Annotated in this window: 11 protein-coding genes; 7 read left to right on the forward strand and 4 right to left on the reverse strand. The window is 50.7% G+C overall.

Features of this window, described 5'->3' with window-relative positions; genetic code table 11:
* Positions 1-6: 6 nt before the first annotated feature.
* Positions 7-1,485: a protein adenylyltransferase SelO gene (locus KQJ23_RS02525; protein ID WP_216477113.1), complete on the forward strand. Its 1,479-nt coding sequence runs from the start codon at positions 7-9 to the stop codon at positions 1,483-1,485.
* Positions 1,486-1,581: 96 nt separating this feature from the next.
* On the opposite strand, the gene KQJ23_RS02530 is transcribed toward KQJ23_RS02525, so the two are convergent.
* The gene (locus KQJ23_RS02530; protein WP_216477114.1) at positions 1,582-2,904 is read right to left on the reverse strand and encodes a sensor histidine kinase; all 1,323 of its coding nucleotides are present in this window, start codon (positions 2,902-2,904) and stop codon (positions 1,582-1,584) included.
* A complete protein-coding gene (locus KQJ23_RS02535; protein WP_216477115.1) occupies positions 2,904-3,581 on the reverse strand; it encodes a response regulator transcription factor in 678 nt (225 codons plus the stop codon). The genes KQJ23_RS02530 and KQJ23_RS02535 overlap by 1 nt, the downstream gene beginning before the upstream one ends.
* Positions 3,582-3,897: 316 nt before the next feature.
* Here KQJ23_RS02535 and KQJ23_RS02540 point away from each other — a divergent pair, with 316 nt between their 5' ends.
* The 3 genes from KQJ23_RS02540 to KQJ23_RS02550 are packed head-to-tail and all read left to right on the forward strand — an operon-like array spanning position 3,898 to position 7,577.
* Positions 3,898-4,677, forward strand: a complete 780-nt coding sequence (locus tag KQJ23_RS02540) for a polyphosphate polymerase domain-containing protein (protein WP_216477116.1) — start codon at positions 3,898-3,900, stop codon at positions 4,675-4,677.
* Positions 4,674-5,360 carry a DUF4956 domain-containing protein gene (locus KQJ23_RS02545; RefSeq protein WP_216477117.1) on the forward strand — a complete coding sequence of 229 codons (687 nt, stop codon included), beginning with the start codon at positions 4,674-4,676 and terminating at the stop codon, positions 5,358-5,360. The genes KQJ23_RS02540 and KQJ23_RS02545 overlap by 4 nt, the downstream gene beginning before the upstream one ends.
* 24 nt (positions 5,361-5,384) lie before the next feature.
* The gene (locus KQJ23_RS02550; protein ID WP_216477118.1) at positions 5,385-7,577 is read left to right on the forward strand and encodes a carbohydrate-binding domain-containing protein; all 2,193 of its coding nucleotides are present in this window, start codon (positions 5,385-5,387) and stop codon (positions 7,575-7,577) included.
* Positions 7,578-7,637: 60 nt separating this feature from the next.
* Here KQJ23_RS02550 and KQJ23_RS24060 read toward each other — a convergent pair whose 3' ends face one another.
* Both KQJ23_RS24060 and KQJ23_RS02560 read right to left on the reverse strand, forming a co-directional pair.
* Complete coding sequence (locus KQJ23_RS24060) at positions 7,638-12,581, reverse strand: S-layer homology domain-containing protein (protein WP_216477119.1); 4,944 nt, start codon at positions 12,579-12,581, stop codon at positions 7,638-7,640.
* A 293-nt stretch (positions 12,582-12,874) separates the two neighbouring features.
* Positions 12,875-15,199, reverse strand: a complete 2,325-nt coding sequence (locus KQJ23_RS02560; protein ID WP_216477120.1) for a helix-turn-helix domain-containing protein — start codon at positions 15,197-15,199, stop codon at positions 12,875-12,877.
* 246 nt (positions 15,200-15,445) lie between these two features.
* Here KQJ23_RS02560 and KQJ23_RS02565 point away from each other — a divergent pair, with 246 nt between their 5' ends.
* The 3 genes from KQJ23_RS02565 to KQJ23_RS02575 all read left to right on the forward strand — a co-directional run bounded on the left by KQJ23_RS02565 (position 15,446) and on the right by KQJ23_RS02575 (position 18,288).
* Positions 15,446-16,270 carry an endonuclease/exonuclease/phosphatase family protein gene (locus KQJ23_RS02565; RefSeq protein ID WP_216477121.1) on the forward strand — a complete coding sequence of 275 codons (825 nt, stop codon included), beginning with the start codon at positions 15,446-15,448 and terminating at the stop codon, positions 16,268-16,270.
* Between the two features lie 158 nt (positions 16,271-16,428).
* Positions 16,429-17,364 (forward strand): ABC transporter permease, encoded by a 936-nt coding sequence (locus tag KQJ23_RS02570; protein ID WP_249529456.1) that lies wholly within the window; start codon positions 16,429-16,431, stop codon positions 17,362-17,364.
* 51 nt (positions 17,365-17,415) lie between these two features.
* Entirely contained in the window at positions 17,416-18,288 is an 873-nt protein-coding gene (locus KQJ23_RS02575; RefSeq protein ID WP_216477123.1) for a carbohydrate ABC transporter permease, read from the forward strand.
* Positions 18,289-18,337: the final 49 nt, after the last annotated feature.

Consider the following 18,337-nt stretch of genomic DNA (forward strand, 5'->3'; position numbering starts at 1 on the left):
GTGGAGATGAGCGGTCAGACTGGCGTACCGGGATTTGCGGGCTGGCGGCTGGAGCATAGCTATGCCGGGCTGCCGTCAATCTTCTATACTCGGCAGGAGCCGGAGCCTGTCCGCGCGCCCCAGCTCGTTCTATTGAATGATGCGCTGGCAGAAGGGCTGGGGCTGCGGATCGAGGAGCTGCGCAGCCCGGAGGGAATCGGGCTGCTGTCCGGATGTCGGACGCTGCCCGGCTCCAGACCGTTGGCGCAGGCCTATGCCGGCCATCAGTTCGGGTACTTTACCATGCTGGGGGACGGCAGGGCATTGCTTCTTGGAGAGCAGCGAACGCCGGAGGGCAAGCTGATGGATATTCAGCTAAAAGGCTCAGGGAGAACGCCGTATTCCCGTTCCGGCGACGGGCGCGCTGCACTTGGCCCAATGCTGCGGGAATACGTGATTAGCGAGGCCATGCATGGTCTGGGCATTCCGACGACCCGGAGTCTGGCGGTAGTCACTACAGGTCAGCCAATTCAGCGGGAGCGGGAGCTGCCGGGTGCGGTGCTGACCCGGGTGGCTGCCAGCCATCTTCGGGTGGGTACGTTCCAGTTCGCCGCTGCCAAGGGCTCGCCGGAGGAGGTGCGGGCGCTGGCCGACTATGCGGTTGAGCGCCATGATCCCGACTTGAGAGGGACTGACCAGCCTTATCTAGCCTTGCTTAATGGGGTCATCTCCCGTCAGGCCAGTCTGATTGCGAGCTGGCAGCTGGTCGGGTTTGTGCATGGTGTCATGAATACGGACAACATGACGATCAGCGGGGAGACGATTGACTATGGTCCATGCGCCTTTATGGACACTTACGACCCGGCGACCGTCTTTAGCTCGATTGATTCCCAAGGGCGCTATGCTTACGGCAATCAGCCTGCGATTGCCGTCTGGAATCTGGCCCGGTTGGCTGAGGCGTTGCTGCCGCTGCTGCATAAGGATCAGGAACGTGCCGTGGCGCTCGCCGAGCAGGCACTCGCTGCCTTCTCCGATTTGTACCAGCAGCACTGGCTTGCGGGCATGTCACGCAAGCTGGGCTTGTTCCATCCCGTGCCGGAGGATGAGAAGCTGGTGAGCGGATTGCTTCGGATCATGGAGACAGCGCGGGCGGACTACACCCATACCTTCCGGCTGCTGACGCTGGGCGATCCGGAGTCTTCCCGGCTCCAGATCGCCGATGCGGAAGGGTATGGGGAGTGGCTGAGCCGCTGGCAGGAACGGCTTGGCCGGCAGCCGGAATCAACGGAGCAAGCCCGCGAGCTGATGAAGCGCAGCAATCCGGCAGTCATTCCGCGCAACCACCGGGTCGAGGAGGCGCTGGATGCAGCAGAGCAGGGCGAGCTTGCCCCGCTGCATCGGCTGCTCGCTGCCCTGCGCAATCCGTATGCGTATTCGGCTGAGCAAGAGCCGTATACGGAGCTGCCGGCGCAGGATTGCGCCTATCGTACTTACTGCGGAACTTGAGGCGAAGTTGCGCCGCGCCAGATTTCCGAATGAAAAAGGGATTGTCCATAGGGTCATAGCAGCCCGGGGACAACCCCTTTTCGTTGTGCTGTATTGTTAACCTAATTGAACGTAGAAGCTCGTCGTTTCCTGAGGGACGCTCTTCACTTCGATTTTCCCTTTATGCTGCTCCACGATTGATTTGGCAATGGCCAGGCCTAGTCCGTAGCCGCCGCTCTTCCGGGTACGGGAAGCATCGGCGCGATAGAAACGATCGAAGATTCTGCCGACATGCTCGGGGGCAATCCCCTCTCCGGTATTGCTCACCGTGAGCCGAAGATGGTTATGATGCTTCTTCAGCTCCAGCTGAATGTTACCCTTCGGATTCGTGTACTTAATGGCATTATCAAGCAGAATCATGATTACTTGCTTCATTTGTTCACTGCTGCCGGTCAGCTTCAGCCCGGGCTCAATCTCATAGCTGAAATTCAGATCCTTCTCGAAAATGACGGCTTCCATCGTCAGAATGACACTTTCGACGGCTTCACTCAAGTCGAACGGTACATACATAACATGCTCCACGGCATCATCCATCTGGGTGAGGTAGAGCAGATCATTGGTCAGCGTCTTCATCCGCTCGGTCTCCGACTTGATATGATGAAGCCATTTGGCCTGGGAATCGATGGTCTCGTCGCCCGCCGCAAGCAGCACGTCGGCATTCGTATTAATAACAGCGAGCGGTGTCTTGAGCTCATGGGAGGCATCGGCGATAAATCGCTTTTGCTTCTCAAAGGCTTCCCGAACCGGGGCGATCGAACGGTTCGCGAAATATCGGCTTGTCACATAGATGACCATCAGCATCCCCAGCGCAACGATGGAGAAGGTGTAGATCAGCGTGGTCATAATCCGAAGCTGAGCGGTGACATCGAGATAGACAATCATCTCTCCGGCGGGGGTGTTCTGGATGCTGTAAGCCCAGCGGGTTCCATCCAGAGTGAACTCTCCCTCCCGGGAAGAGCTGGTCGTGGCCTGCGCCAGAGCTTCATTGTAGAACTCATCGTCCATATCGAAGCGGGAGTCTGTCTCCAGAAGATTTCCGTCTTTATCCGTCATTAGTGCGAAGGAGACGGATAGCTCTGGCGCCTGGGTTAGCCCTTTATTTCCTCGCGGGCCGCCCGGGCTATCGAACGGAGCTTCAGCCTTGCCCTGGATTCCCTCTTCCGGCGCCGTCTCGGGAATTTCATCAAGCGGTCCCATCCCATTGGGACGGCCTTCTCCATTTTTATGATAGAACTCGGAGACCTGCTGCAGCTTCATATTAATATCACGGTGAACGTTCTGATTGGTGATGATGTAGATTGTTAAAAAGGCCACGATCATGATAATGGAGATGATCACCATGTTCATCAAGAGGAACCGGTTGCGAAGTCTTTTGAACATCAGGAGCTCGCCTCCAATACGTAGCCGACACCACGGATTGTGCTGATCCGGACCGAGGCATTCAGGAAGGTCAGCTTTTTGCGCAGGAAGGAGATATAGACCTCCACATTATTATGCTCTGCTTCGGAATCAAAGCCCCAGAGCTTCTCAATGATCTGCTCCTTGGAGGTGACGGCCTGTTTTCTCGTCAGGAGCAGCTCCAACAGCTCGCTTTCCTTCAAGATCAGCTTCAGCTCCTTGCCTTGGCAGCTCAGCTTGAGGGTCGAAGTATTCAGTTCAATATCCCCGAATTTCAGTGTGTCCTCCGGAACGACCTCGCCCTTGCGCCGCAGTGCCGCACGAATCCGGGCCAGCAGTTCGCCAGTGGAGAATGGCTTGGCGACGTAATCATCGGCTCCATAGTCCAGCCCGGCAATCTTGTCATCGGTCTCTCCCTTGGCGGTCAGCATGATCACCGGAGTGGCCATCCCCCCGGAGCGCAACTCCTTTAATATGCTGATGCCATCCATCCCGGGCAGCATAATGTCGAGCAGCAGCAGATCATAAATCCCGCTCAACGCAAAATCCAATCCTTCCTTGCCGTCATGAACGGCGTCAACGGAGTAATTATTTTTCCGCAAAATTTGTACTAGTGCCTCCGCCAGATTCACTTCATCTTCTACTATTAATATCCGCATAGGATGAACGCTCCTTCACATCAAGGTGTCTCAAATTCATGTTGCATGTTACTGCTATACAACCATTATAGGAAGGAAACCTTTAATCAACCTTAATCATAGCATGGGGGTCCATATAAGTTGAACTGAATGTGTAGCGGGAGAAGGTGCAGCGGGTTCTTACGATCGCTGTTGTGAAAGGACCTCACTTCAGCTCAACTTATACGTTTGTTAACGGAACGTAAAAATGTTTTCGGAGTTTAAGGTTCGTTAAAGGTTCTGGCCTTAAGATACAGACATGAGCAAGAGAACGCACAACCGAAAGGAGCTGAAAAGCATGGCGATTGAAGTATTTAATCGTTATGAGAACAAGTATCTCATGGATACGAAGGCCTTCTATAAAATTTACAATGACCTGATGGAATATATGGAACCCGATGAACACAACAAGGACGATAAATTTTACACCATCAGCAATCTGTACTACGACACCGAGCATCACAGCCTTATCCGCAACAGCCTTTCCAAGCCGAAATATCGGGAGAAGCTGCGAATCCGGGCTTACGGCGTTCCTGAAGCCGATGCGAAGGTGTACCTCGAATTGAAGAAGAAGGTATTCGGCCTGGTGAACAAACGAAGAACCTCGTTGAAGCTGGACGAAGCCTATGACTTTGTCGGTACCAAAGCGGCTCCGGAGTTCCGAAAAGGCATGAACCAGCAGGTCATTTCAGAGATCGAATACTTTTTGAGCAGATATGACCTCAAGCCGGCAACTTATCTGGCTTACGATCGGATCGCCTTGTTTTGCAAAGGGAACCGCGATCTGCGCATCACCTTCGATACGAATATTCGCTCCCGGCGTCATGATCTTAAGCTGGAGGCCGGCGATTACGGCGAGCAGCTGATGGAGCGCGGACAGTGGCTGATGGAGGTCAAGGCCGAGAAGACGGTGCCGGTCTGGCTGGCTCATATGCTCTCCGAGCACGGATTGTACCGGACGAGCTTCTCCAAATACGGCAATGAATACAAGAAGTCCATTCGAAGCACGTACGCTGCCTCTTCTATTCATTTACCAACGGAACAACCTTTATTTGAAAAGGAGAGAATCTCATTATGAATTCATTTATTGACTCCATATTTGCTGCAACAGCATCGGAAACCACGCTGACCTTCGGATATGCGATGCTGACTCTAGGCATAGCCGTTCTGCTCGGCGCGATCATCAGCATGACTTATATGAGGACACAGCCTGCTTACTCTCACAGCTTCACGCTCACAATGATAATCCTGCCGACGATTGTCGCAATCATTATCCTGTTAATCGGCAGCAACGTGGCTAGAGCATTCAGCTTGGCAGGGGCTTTCTCGATCATTCGGTTCCGCAGCGCACCGGGCGATGCGAAGGATATCTCTTACGTGTTGTTCTCAATGGCAGCAGGCCTTGCTACAGGGGTTGGGGCCTATGGATACGCGGTTCTTTTCACCATTGTTCTCTGTGTATTGATGCTGGTATTAAAGGTTGTGAAGTTCGGGCAGAGAAAGCAGGTTTCCAAGATGCTGAAAATCACCATTCCCGAGAATCTGGGCTATGAAGAGGCTTTTGAAGAAGTATTCACCACATTTCAAGTAGGGCATGAGCTTAGAAAGGTAAGAACTACCGAGCTGGGAAGTCTGTATGAAGTTGTCTATGCCGTTGAGATGAATCCCGAGACAAATCAGAAGGCATTCCTGGACGCGATTCGCACCCGGAATGGAAATCTGGACATTACACTGACGATGAACCCTGTCACGCAAGAATAAAATTCATGAAAGAAGGGATTTACCATGAAAAATACACAATATACGATTAAGCTGGCAGCCTTGCTGCTCTTGTCGGCGGTAGTAGCTAGCGGATGCGGAACGGCGAATTCAGCTGCAACTATAGGCAACTCCAATTCTTCCGGTACGGCCGGGGTTACCAATGCTTCGGGAACGTCAGGTGCAGCAGCCGTAGAGCTGGCTTCGCTTCGAGCAGATGAACTGGTCACCTACGATGAATATGATGACGATGCGAGCTGGAGTGCGGAGAGTTCCACCCAGATTACATTGAATGGCTCAAGCGCTTCGGTGAGCGGTGCAGGTGCTTCGGTTAATGGCAGTACCGTTACGATCTCTGCCGCGGGAACCTATGTGTTCAGCGGCAAGCTGTCAGGCAGTGTCGTTGTTGATGCAGGGAAGGATGAACTGGTTCATCTGGTGCTGAATGGAGCTGAAATCAGCAATGCTTCCGGATCTGCGATTCATTCCAAGCAGGCAGACAAGACGGTATTGACACTCGCTGAAGGAACGGATAACTCGCTTGTTGACGGAACCGCCTATACTAACGCGGAGGAAGAGGATGCTCCGACCGCTGCTCTGTTCAGTCAGGACGATCTGACGATTAATGGTACAGGTAAGCTTACGATAACAGCTAATTATAAAGACGGCATTACTAGCAAGGACGATCTCAAGGTTGTCAGCGGAACACTGGATATTACGGCGGCCGATGATGGTATCGTAGGCCGGGACCTGGCTGCATTCAAGGGCGGAGACATTACCGTTGAAGCCGGGGGAGACGGTGTGAAGACAACCAACACAGATACGGACAAGGGCTATCTTGTTATTCAGGATGGAGCTTTCCAGATTAACGCAGTCAACGATGGACTTCAAGCAGAGAACTCTTTGCTGGTCACCGGCGGCAACTTCGACATCGTCACCGGCGGAGGCAACACCAAGGCCGAGAAGAAGCAGGAAAGTGATCCGATGCAGCGCGGCGGCTTCGGACAGAGCAGGGATTCATCCACACAATCCTCCGCAGCGACAACAGAGTCCGCGACGGATACTGTCTCTGAGGAAAGCGAGTCCGACAGCGCAAAGGGCTTGAAGGCAGGCGTAGATCTCTATATTCAAGCCGGTACATTCAAGCTGGATACGAAGGATGATGCAGTTCATAGTAATACCAACATTGCCATCTCAGGTGGAGAACTGAACATCGCTTCAGGTGATGATGCGATTCATGCGGATCAGGCTGTGATCATCTCCGATGGCGTCATTGAAATTACAGCAAGCGTGGAAGGTATCGAAGGTGCGGACATTCAAATCTCCGGCGGTGAAATTAATCTCGTAGCAAGTGATGACGGTATTAATGCTACAGAAGGCTCAGAAAGTGAGGACATGACGGTTCCTTCCGGAGATATGTCGCAAGATCCGCCTGCTGATATGCCCCAAGGTCAACAGCCTGATGCAGGGGGAACAGATGAGACAGCTGCGCAGCAAGCCGCAGGTCAACAAGCCGGAAGCATGCGCGGATCAGGAGGAATGGGCGGCGGTGGCTTTGGAGCCGCAGGCAGCGCGAAGCTGACGATCAGCGGAGGTATGATCACGGTAAATGCAGCCGGAGATGGTCTGGACGCCAACGGTTCGATCACCATGTCCGGCGGCACAGTGATTGTGAACGGACCTACGAACAGCGGTAACGGCAGTCTTGATTATGACGGCACATTTGAAATGACAGGTGGAACCTTGATTGCGGCAGGCAGCGCGGGCATGGCGCAGGCGCCGTCCGAATCCTCGGCCCAAGCCTCGGTCATGATGACCTTCCCAAGCGCGCTCGAGGCCGGAACACTTGTCACCTTGAAGGATAGCACGGGCAATGCGCTGGCGAGTTATGCGCCGGTCAAGGCGTTCCAGACGATTATTATCTCGACATCTGAGCTGAAATCCGGTGAGACCTACAGCTTCTTTACCGGCGATACAGAAATGGTCAGCTTCACTCTTGGCGAATCCGTAACCTATGTGAATGAATCCGGCGTAACGACAGGCGGCGGCTTCGGCGGCGGTATGGGCCAAGGCCGCGGACAAATGCCGGGACAAGGCCAAGGTCAAGGACGCCCGGGCCAAAGCGGCTCTGCGGGAGGAAGTGAAGGAGGAGTGCAGCCTCCAGCTTCAGGAGAGCAGGGAGCGACAACGGATATAAGCGGAACAAAGGTAACGGGATAAATAGAAAGGAAGCAGCTCCAACGGTTGTCTGACCGGAGGAGCTGCTTTTTTGTTGTGCTTCTAATCTAGGCTTTTCAGCAAATTATAGAGCACCTGGACACTTTCGGCGCGGGTAAGCCGTTCCTGAGCAGCAAATTGTCCGCCGCCCCTGCCATGGAGCAATCCTGCCGCGCTGGCAGCAGCTACAGCATCCTTGGCCCATGCATCGATTTGATCAGCATCGTCGAACTCGCTTTCCGTTGGAACCAGGAGCTGACGGCCTGCTTTCATTTCATAGGCCCGGACCAGCATGATGGCCATTTCCTGCCGGGTTAAAGTACTTTCCGGAGCATATTCGTTACCGCTCCGGCCTGTTATCAGGCCTGCCTGTGCAGCGGCCTCCACGGCTGCCGCATACCAGGCTTCCTGCGGCACGTCAACAAACCGGGTTGCCGCGTTGCCGCCTGAAGCCGGGGTCATCCCGAGCGACCGCACCAGCATGGCGGCGAACTCGCCTCGGGTGAGCGCCCGCTGAGGCTCAAATCTGGTATCGTCAATTCCATTGATGACATGCTTTGCCGCCATCCGTGCAATGACGGCTTTGGCCCAGTGATTGTCACTTACATCCTCGAAACTGCGGGCATATGCCAGTACCGCATATTGTCCTCCCAGCGGGATTTCAGCGGTAATCTTGCCCTCGTTCCATTGGCCTCCCACATAAACGGGCTTCCCATCGGTTCCGATCGCATATATGCCCAACAACTCGGAGTCGGCATCGTAACCAGTCATGATGGTTAACATAACCTTCTCATTTTCCAATGCAGAGGCCTGGGCGTACGGATCGCCGTTTTGGCCTATAGCCTCCAATTTAATGCTGTACGCCTCACTGGCCGCTGTCCATTGGACGGCTCCCGGAAGGGTTGCCTTCTCCACAGCTTGCTCCATTAATCCGGGATCGGCGGCAACAGCCGTAATCCTGATTTGTGCTTCCTGTGCACCTTCCCCGGCATCTTTCAGCAGCTTGCGAAGGGTTTGCCCGCGGAGCTCAAGAGTTAACGGCTCCTTCAACAGCTTCAGAGTGCCGCTTTCTTCTATAGCGCCAACCACATTCGCCGGAAGGAGCAGTGTTTCCTTCTCCTTGCTCCACTGTACAGTGAAGCTTCCCGTTCCTTCCGGCTTCAAATCCTCTTGGCCCAGCCGCTGGATCCCATCGGGCTGTTGGTGCACAGGAACTGGTGTAGTAGGCAGCGACGGGGTCCAGAAGTCCGGACTTTCCTCAACTCCCGGATGATTCACGGGCGCGGCAACATGGACTGTGCGGATGACTTCCACTGCCGCGTTGCCCGCCGCATCCTGCACATTATAATGAACCTTGTAGGCTCCGGCCAACCCGGTATTCACGGCATCTACCAGCTTGTCGGCAAAAGTAACGGTGGTTATCAGATGATGCGTAATATCTCCGTCCCGGTCATCTGAGGCAACGGCTCCGGCATCCACGTATACCGCGCCGTTCGCCACATATACCGTTACATCGCCCAAGAGCGTGATAACCGGCTGCACCGTATCTAATTCTTCATCTGTTCCAACAATTACTGTCCGTATGACTTCGTTGGCCGCATTTCCGGCCAGATCCATGACATTGTAATGGACCTTGTAGGTAGCTTCCGTCACGGTGCTGATTCCGTCCGCAGGAAGCCCATTCCAGCTGTAAGCGGTGATGATCCAGTCTGTAATATCTCCATCCTGGTCATCGATAGCAGTAGCGCCGGCATCTGAATATTTGGAGCCTACATCCAGGGTCACCAAATCTTGCCCCCGCAAGGTAATCACAGGTTTTACCGTATCCTCGCCTTGGGAAGGCGCTTCCATTTCCTCGAAAATCAAGTAGTCGATATTTCCGACATACGTTCTATCCGTTGAAAACGTAAGAATGATATCATGTACGCCAGTAACAGACTTCTCTATTAATCCTGTATACAGAAGATAAGTATTATAGTTGTCAGGGGCATCCGCAGCAACCGTAGCGGTGAGATGGCCGATTTTATGGGCATCATCAACGGTGTCGGCATAGATGGTGACGGTCCCTCCGCAGTTTGAACTCTTGAGTGCCATGTTCATCATGAAGCTTTGGATGCCGTTATTCCCGAAATCGACGGAGTTAATGGTCATGCTGCCACTGTCGACCACATCCCCTATATAATTAAAGCCATTGGTCAAGTTTCCGGACATGCCCGTAGCGGCTGCAGCAGCCTTCTTCGCATTAGGCGTTTTGTCCTTCCCGGGAGTGAACTCAGAAGCCCATTCTCCTTCTATATAGCTAAAAGCGGACACTTTATAGTTGGTAGACAGGGTCGGTGTCGTGTAGGTATTGAACAGCGTATAGTTTGAATATACGGAAGCCTGTACAGAAAAGTCTCCGTATCTCAGCACGTTGATCAGGCCGGTTGTTTCATTTATGGCCGCAATATCAGGACGAGACGATGACCACTTGATTGAAAAATCGGCATTTGACGGCAAGTAGGTTGCTTCCGCGCTCATGGTGTAGGCTGTTTTCCCCTGGACGGCATTCAATGGGGCATCTGCCGTTAACGGTTCACCGTCCAGCAGGAAGGTAAGCCCGGTCAGTTCTGTCAGATCAGCTTTGGCCACGTACGGAATGAATATGAAATAATCCAAATTCCCCACATACGTCTTTCCTGCATTCGGCTTAAACAGCAAGGTGACATGATGCGTACCTGTGATCCGTTCGCTGAAGTCAACATCAAATTCCTTAAAAACACTCCAATCGGCAGCCGTCGGTGTTGTGGTTAGGGAACCGATTTTTTTGGCGCCTGCCAGACTGCCGTTGGAATCGCCGTCAATGTAAATCTCGATGGTGCCGGCTGCGTTGCTTTCCTTTACCGCGGCTGAGAAAGTGGCCGATTCAGCCCCGTTGTCTCCGAACTGGACATTGGAATAAAATGCCCATGACCCGGCGAGAGAACCGCCCAAATTATCCATATGATCGCCTTCCGCATGCACAAGATGATAGGTGTCATATTCACCTGCTTCAATTCTCGCGTATGCATCCTTAGGTTCGTTGCCAATTTTCTTATCGTATACGCCGGGCGATGCATAAAGGGCGTCTATGAGGTCAGATGCGGCAGCAATCGTCTGGCCTTCTACATATTTGAATTTGAACAACTGGTTTGATGTCAAATCTTTTGTAGAGATGGATTTGTAGGAGGAGACCGAGGCAGTCGGACCGTTAAACGAAGAATTTGTAGATTTTTTCGTCCACCCATAAGATTGTCCCTGGTTATCCTTTGCATAAGCAATACGCATTCCCCGGTCTTTATTCGCTCCCATGATGAAGGCTACTGTCTTATCCGGATCTGTATCGGAGACGGAGTACCCCTTAAAGGCTTGCGATGTGCCGAAAATAATGATGTCATCTGCTGTAAGGCCGGTATAATAGTGCGCATTAAAGTCTGCAACGGTCGGCTCATGGGAGAACACCCCATCCGTATTATACGTAAACCAAAAAATTACGGATGCGCCAGGCTTGATGATTCTGTTTTCGGATAATTCCAGCCGCCCTTCCCAATTAACGGCAGCATCTCCCTGGGCAGTATCCTCTCCGATATTTCCCCAGAGGAACGCGTATTCATCCGTGGACATGGACTTTGTGCCAAGATTTGTGACTTCAAAGTATTTATATCCCGGACTTGCATTAGGAAAAATCTCTGAAATTACCGGATTTGCTTCCCCGGATTCTTGATAGATTCTTAAGGTGTAGGCTGTCATGCGCCCGGCGGCATCCGCTACGTAAATAAGTACGGAATTATCCGCCTTTGTGATATCGAAATGGAATGTGCTTTGTCCCCCGGGTCCGGTAAAATCCTGATTCGGACCTTCGTTGATACGAGCGGTAACCGTATACCCAACATTGTGGTTCACGTTCAGGGACAGATCGTTTTCAGACAAGAACAGTTCATAGGAAAAGCGATTTCCTGAAAGCCCCGCCACAGCTATATGATTTACTTCAATAGCGTCTAATTTCGGCATTTGGTTCAGCGATAATTCCGCGTATACGGCAGAGTGATCGGAAAGATACTCATTCCTGATAATGTCATGCTTATAGACACCGATATTGCCTGCCGAGACGAAGATATGGTCAATAACGTCTTTGGCTCCCTCATTGTAGTTATTGCCGAAGCCCGCTGAACTGGGAAGCGTCGAATAGTCATGGGTCACATATTTGGCATTCAGATAACCGTTTTCCCCACTTGCAAGATAGTTGTAGCCCTCCGATTTCTCCGTGGCGTTAATATCTCCCGTCAAGACGACAGGCGCATGATATTGGGAGACCAGCTCATCCGCCGTTTTTTTGACCTGAATGGAGCAAAGCCGTTGGATATAGTCCGAGGTTTGGTGGTCATAATGGGAATTGACATGGATGTATGCGATTTCATTTGTACCCTTGAGTTTAAAAACCGCGTATGACATGACGCGGGGCCTGGACATCCCTTTATACAGAACTCCGCCTTGGGCATCCAGAATATCCGTATATTTGGAGGTTTTATCGTTGGGAGTCTCCGAGAACCAGTACCCTCCGGTTTTTTCTACATCATATAGATCGCTTCTGTAGAGAATGGGTGAATACTCGTTGTAGCCGCTTGTTAAATCTGTAGTACCGTCTTCTGCCTTATTGCCTGTGATTGCATATTTAGCTCCGTTCTGATACCCGTAAGTGAGTACGCTTCTCTGAAGATAGTCCAGCCATTCCGGCGTAACTTCATTCAGACCCATGGAATCGGGCTGCTTCCCATCAATCAGAGCCGTGAGCATTTCTCCCCGGGTCTTCCCGTCTTGTTCCCGTTCAATCGTTTCGGTCGAACTTGTCATCACATTAAAGCTGATGATCTTCAGTTTGTCATCGTTCGTTTGCGCGCTTGCACCCCTTATACCCATGCCGGAGAACATCGGAACCATCATCCCAATCAAAAGCATATAAGATACTGCCTTTACTGCCTTCCTTTTCACATTAAGCCCTCCTCGTTCCTTATTCCTCTTTGAGCGATAGCTTTCCGTGAGCATATCCCCCCTTTGTTATCGCAGTACTCCTTCATCATAGATAGCGCTTTATGAAGCGTCTATTTTAAAAATAGGTTTCCTCTTTCATATATTAATTAAGAGCTTTCAAATTCAGGTAAGCGCTTTCGATATGCGGCGATTATATTAAGCAGGTGCTATATTGATAAGCTTGAAGGCGGGAATAAACAGGAAAGCAGTCGACCCGACCAGGCCGCCTGCTTTTTTATTGAACGATATCTTTCTTACTTGTTGTCGCGCATGTCCGTTGACCTCATTGCGACCTGCTCCCGGTAAGCGGAGGGGGACAGGCCGTACTTCTTCTTAAACAATGTAGAGAAATACGAAATGTTATATATGCCTACCGATTCACTGATTTTTGCCGCAGTCTCTTGAGTGGATGCCAGCAGCATCTTCGCTTGCTCCAAGCGGACATGGTTCAGGTACTCGCTAAACGATTGCTGGGTAGCGTTCTTGAACAGCTTGCCAAGATAGCTGGGTGAAAGACCGGCGATACTGGAGACCATCTCCAGCGAAAGGCTGGGCTCGGCATAATGTTCTTGAATGTAATTCTGCACCTTTTCAATGACAATATTATGCTTCTGCGCATTCATCCAATGATTCTTCTCTTCAATCAGCATATAGATATTCGCACAATAACGGTTAAATATATCTTTGATTTCCGTTAAGTTTTCGGCGACCTCAATATCATTAATCGCATCCAGATACTCGTTGAAGTTGGAGTCCGGCACATGCTGAAGATATTCAAAGTGCTTGAGCAAAGAGAGCATCAGCTGAATGCTGTACGTAATGACCTGATTAATCGAGCCTGAGGAGATTTGTTCAATGAAATGCTCAAGGGCCACTTGTATAGACTCAGGCTTGCCGGATTGTACGGCTTCAATTAACTTCTTTTCACAAGCGGAGGGATAGCTCAAGACAGTCATCATATGCGGACGGATGACTTGAGCATCCAGGATGGATTCTTGCCCGTATATCAACCGATACTTCACATACTGCTGAGCCGAAGTGTAGGAAGAAGGGACATTTATTCTGCCAAAGCTTACATCTCCTACGCCGATCGATACCGTGACTTTGAAGTAATGGTTCAGGAAGTGCTGAACGTTGAGCAAGGCAGGCTTAAGCTCCTCCGGAAGCTCGTTCTTGGGATACTGCATGATCACTACGGCTTCATTCTCCCCTGTAATCAGGTAATCACAGGTTCCGATATGCTCCAGCATTTCTTTTGCAATATTGCCTAGAGCGAAGCGAAGTAAAGGCTGCTGATCGGCATCCCCTTTTCCTGTTGTCAGCTTCAACTGATCAATCTTAAATACCAGCACGCAGAAATAGGGCCCTGATACCTTTTCGGCGATATGTTGAATCAGTTCGCCAGGCACCGAGTTGTCGAGCGGATGACTGCGAAGCAGGGAATGCAAATAATGTTCCCGGAGCGTCAGGGAGGAGCGGTTAATGACAAATTGCATCGACCTCTCGCGTTCTTCCAGTGAATGGAATACTTCGGCCATCATCTTATACTCGTCGATAAACGGCGATGTGGGGATAGGGGAATCTGTGTCTGGCATAATTTTTTCGAATAATGTCGATAACGGCTTATAAATATTTTTCGTCAGGAAAATAGAGATCAGAAGACCTGCCAGCACGATTCCGGCCGTCACAAGCAGCGTCACGTTACGGAGCTGGTCAATATTGGAGATAAGCCCGGAGTATGGGGTAACGCTTACAAAATACCAGTCCATTTCCTCCGACTTCACATAGGTGATCAGATGCTTTTTATTATGAATATTTACCGTAAAGCTGTTCTCTGCATCATCCTGATCCAGAATATGCTGTACATACTTTTCGTCGGACAAGTCCTCCAGGAACAGATTGACGTCGGTATGGGAGATCACCTTGCCTTCGTTATTAATGACAAAGACATTGTTGGCGGCATCCGCTTTACTGATCTTGCGGATCGTGGTAAGGATCGACTGCTCTTCCACATTGATGTAGATGAGCGGGTTATCGGTGGTCCGGAACGAAAAATCCGGGTACAGCAAAAAGGTCAGCAACTGCAAGGGCGTCTGATTGCGGTCAGGAGCGATCAGGCCCCGCGGATAGAACTCCATATATTTCTCTGCACTGATGGCGTAGAGTGAGGAGTCAAACGGAAGGCCGGCTGTATCAATCGTTGTCTTCGTCGACGGACGATAGATTCCAATGCTGTAAATGTAAGGATACCCGCTTTTAAACTGGGACAGCTGTTGAAAGACATGATAGTTGCTTGTCTTGTCTTCTTTTGAGTCATTCAGGAACGAGATGATCTCCGGTTGGGTGAGGAGTGCATCGCTGATCGTCGTGACTTGATTGTAGACCACGTCAGAGGCATAAGTGATTTGGGATAACATTGCTCTGGAATTGCGGTCGATTTCCTTCACGGCGCTTCGGGAGAAGAGGTAGAAGAGAACGCTGGACAGCAGGCTCACCGTGAGAAGAATGAGAAGGAAATATGAGATTGTAAGTTTTTGGAACGCCTTATATCGAACAAGCCGATTCATGGTGGTCCGCATGAAGAATTCCCCCCCAATGCAGCTAATGTAGCCTCTTCACTATAGGGCATATCCGGTCAAAAAGGTACTCTGTTTCACAAAAAATGAAAGTCAGTTCGGATATTTGGAAGCCCTGCATCACATTATGAAAGGGTTCCTCAGATTTCAAAATAGACAATAACAAGATTAGCTGACTACGCTAAAAGCAGACATCACCTGCCGAAGTGAAGCGGCGGAGAGATGCCGTTCAGAAGGAGAGTGGAGCAGATGGAGACAGAACAAACGGAAACAACTTCACAACAAATCAAAATGATGACCTTCAATATCAGAAACCGGACAGGCACAGGTGATATTGCCTGGGTGAACCGGCGGTCTCTCGTGATTCGGGCTATCGAATCTTTCGAACCCGACCTGTTGGGGATGCAGGAAGGATATGCCAACCAAATTCAAGATATTCTGGACGGGCTTCGTGCCCCGTACAAAACAGTAGGCTTATCGCGCTTTGGCAATGCGGAAGACGAGTACAACAATATCTTGTACCGCTCGGACAAATTCCAGGCAGCTAAATGGGGCCAGTTCTGGCTCAGTAATACCCCGGACTTGCCGGGGAGCTTCAGTGAACACGAATCGAAATATCCGAGAATCTGCACCTGGGCCAAGTTCGAGTCAATTCAGCCGGCAGGAGCCCCGCTGTATTACTTTAATACTCATTTGGGATTGACTGAAGAGGCCCGTGCACAAGGCGTCAATATCTTGCTGGAGCGCATGGAACGCCATGTGGATTGCTCCCAAGCCTCTGTATTTCTTGGAGGAGACTTCAACATGGAGGAGACCAGCCCGCTCTTCAGGCAGATTGAACTGGCGGGATTCCAGGATACCTGGGCTGCCTTGGGACACAGCTATACCAATGACGGCACGTATAACAATTTTGAAAACACTCGAAATCTGGAGCATATCGATTGGATCTTTCAGCGGAACTGCACGGTCTTAAGTTCCATTGAAATCAACGGTTATCACGAAAACGGACGGTGCCCTTCCGATCACTTTCCGGTTCAGCTGGTTGCGGAAATCCCGTATTTGCCGGGGAGTTAACTAAATATTAAAAGCGGGCCATTGATTTTGAAAGCCCTTTATCCGGATCGTGGAAGCGATATCCGGTATTCAAAATAGGCAGCATCTCCGCTGTGGAGTACAGTTTAAACCAGGCAACGCGTAATCGAGAAATGCTAACTGCATGGGAGGATAAGAAATTGGAAAAGAAACGGCAACGAGGATTCGGCATGCTGTCCGATATCCGAAGAAACGGCACGTCATATCTGCTGGTTCTGCCTGCGATGGTCTATACCTTTATCTTCGGATACATGACCTATCCGTATATGATTATTGCTTTTCAACGATTCAACTATACGAAGGGGATATTCCACAGCGAATGGGTAGGATGGAAGAACTTCGAGTTCTTCTTTCGCTCCAATAAAGCATTCACGGTCACCTTCAATACAATATTTCTGAATCTGCTCTTTATTATTTTTGGCACGCTGATGGCGCTGGTCATTTCGCTCGTACTGAACGAGCTTCGCAAGAAGCTGTTCGTCAAGATCAGCCAATCGGTCATGCTGTTCCCGAACTTTATCTCCTGGATCGTAATCAGCTATGTGCTGTACGCATTCTTCTCCATGGATATGGGGATCGTGAACAAAATGTTGAACCAGCTCGGAATCTCCTCGGTCAATTGGTATACCGAAGCAAAGGTATGGCCGGCTATTCTGACCATGATGCATGTGTGGAAGGGAGCGGGGATGAGCGCCGTAATTTATCTGGCTACGATTACCGGGATCGATGAGACTTTGTACGAGGCGGCCGAGATTGACGGAGCCAACCGGTGGCAGATGTGCTTGCGCATTACGATTCCTTTGATGATGCCTACCGTAGTTATTTTGTCTCTGCTCTCCATCGGTAAAATCATGTATGGCGATTTCGGCATGATCTACGCGCTGGTCGGCGATAATGGCACTCTGTACTCGACCACCGATATTATCGACACTTATGTATTTCGTTCTTTGCGTCAGATCGGCGATCCTTCCGAAGCGATGGCCGTGGGGCTATTCCAGTCCGTCGTGGGGTTCATTCTCGTCTTCGGCACGAATGCCATTACCCGCAAGTTTTTCAAAGACGGCGCTTTGTATTAAAATCCGGCACGGGCTGCGGCCTGCCGAAGGAAGGTTTTAGGAGGAATAGAAATGAAGAAGTTTTCCCTCAGCAAGACGGTCATGTATGTTATGGTCACGATTTATTCGGCATTGTGCCTGCTTCCGATGCTGTTGGTCCTAATGATCTCGATCACGGACGAGGATGCCATATTGAAGAACGGCTACAGCCTTTTTCCCGAAAAATTTTCCCTGTATGCCTATAAGCTGATTTTTACGGGCGGCTCCCAGGTCATGCAGAGCTATACGATTTCCATTTTCGTCACGATTGTCGGCACCGTACTGGCGATTTTGGTAACTTCCATGGCTGGATATACACTGGCGAACAAAACCGTGAAATACCGCAATTTACTGGCGCTCTATTTCTTTATTACAATGATCTTCTCTGCCGGGATTGTTCCATGGTATCTAATGAACCGCTCGCTCGGATTGACCAACAACATTCTTGCTTTAATTATCCCATCGTTGCTGTTCAGTCCGTTTAATCTCTTCCTAGTACGCAATTTCATGAACGGCGTGCCGGACTCGCTGCGGGAATCAGCGACGATCGACGGAGCGAACGATATTACGATCGCGTTCCGAATCTACCTTCCGCTCTGTAAGCCCGTGCTCGCCACGATTGCGCTCTTCTACGGACTGGATTACTGGAATAACTGGTGGAATGCGATCATGCTGATCGACAGCAAGGATTTATATCCGCTGCAATTTATGCTTCTGCAATTAAAATCTGAGATCAGCATGCTGAACGAGATGACGATGCTGGCAGGAGCGGGCGATATCACGCTTCCTTCGGAATCGGTCAAGATGGCGACGGCGATCGTGACGATCGGGCCGATCATCTTCCTCTATCCCTATTTGCAGAAGTACTTCGTGAAAGGTCTGGTTATCGGTTCGGTCAAAGGCTGATATATCCCCTTCGGGGTTTATATAAATAAAGAACTACATGAGGAGGTCA

Origin of the sequence: Paenibacillus brevis (assembly GCF_018919145.1) — a bacterium.
Taxonomy (GTDB): domain Bacteria; phylum Bacillota; class Bacilli; order Paenibacillales; family Paenibacillaceae; genus Fontibacillus; species Fontibacillus brevis.

What these genes read in the sequence shown, in the direction of transcription:
- KQJ23_RS02560 (WP_216477120.1), bottom strand. Translation starts at nt 15,199, where the DNA reads ATGCGGACCACCATGAATCGGCTTGTTCGATATAAGGCGTTCCAAAAA.
- KQJ23_RS02530 (WP_216477114.1), bottom strand. Translation starts at nt 2,904, where the DNA reads ATGTTCAAAAGACTTCGCAACCGGTTCCTCTTGATGAACATGGTGATC.
- KQJ23_RS02535 (WP_216477115.1), bottom strand. Translation starts at nt 3,581, where the DNA reads ATGCGGATATTAATAGTAGAAGATGAAGTGAATCTGGCGGAGGCACTA.
- KQJ23_RS02540 (WP_216477116.1), top strand. Translation starts at nt 3,898, where the DNA reads ATGGCGATTGAAGTATTTAATCGTTATGAGAACAAGTATCTCATGGAT.
- KQJ23_RS02575 (WP_216477123.1), top strand. Translation starts at nt 17,416, where the DNA reads ATGAAGAAGTTTTCCCTCAGCAAGACGGTCATGTATGTTATGGTCACG.
- KQJ23_RS02525 (WP_216477113.1), top strand. Translation starts at nt 7, where the DNA reads ATGAGCGGTCAGACTGGCGTACCGGGATTTGCGGGCTGGCGGCTGGAG.
- KQJ23_RS02545 (WP_216477117.1), top strand. Translation starts at nt 4,674, where the DNA reads ATGAATTCATTTATTGACTCCATATTTGCTGCAACAGCATCGGAAACC.
- KQJ23_RS02550 (WP_216477118.1), top strand. Translation starts at nt 5,385, where the DNA reads ATGAAAAATACACAATATACGATTAAGCTGGCAGCCTTGCTGCTCTTG.
- KQJ23_RS02565 (WP_216477121.1), top strand. Translation starts at nt 15,446, where the DNA reads ATGGAGACAGAACAAACGGAAACAACTTCACAACAAATCAAAATGATG.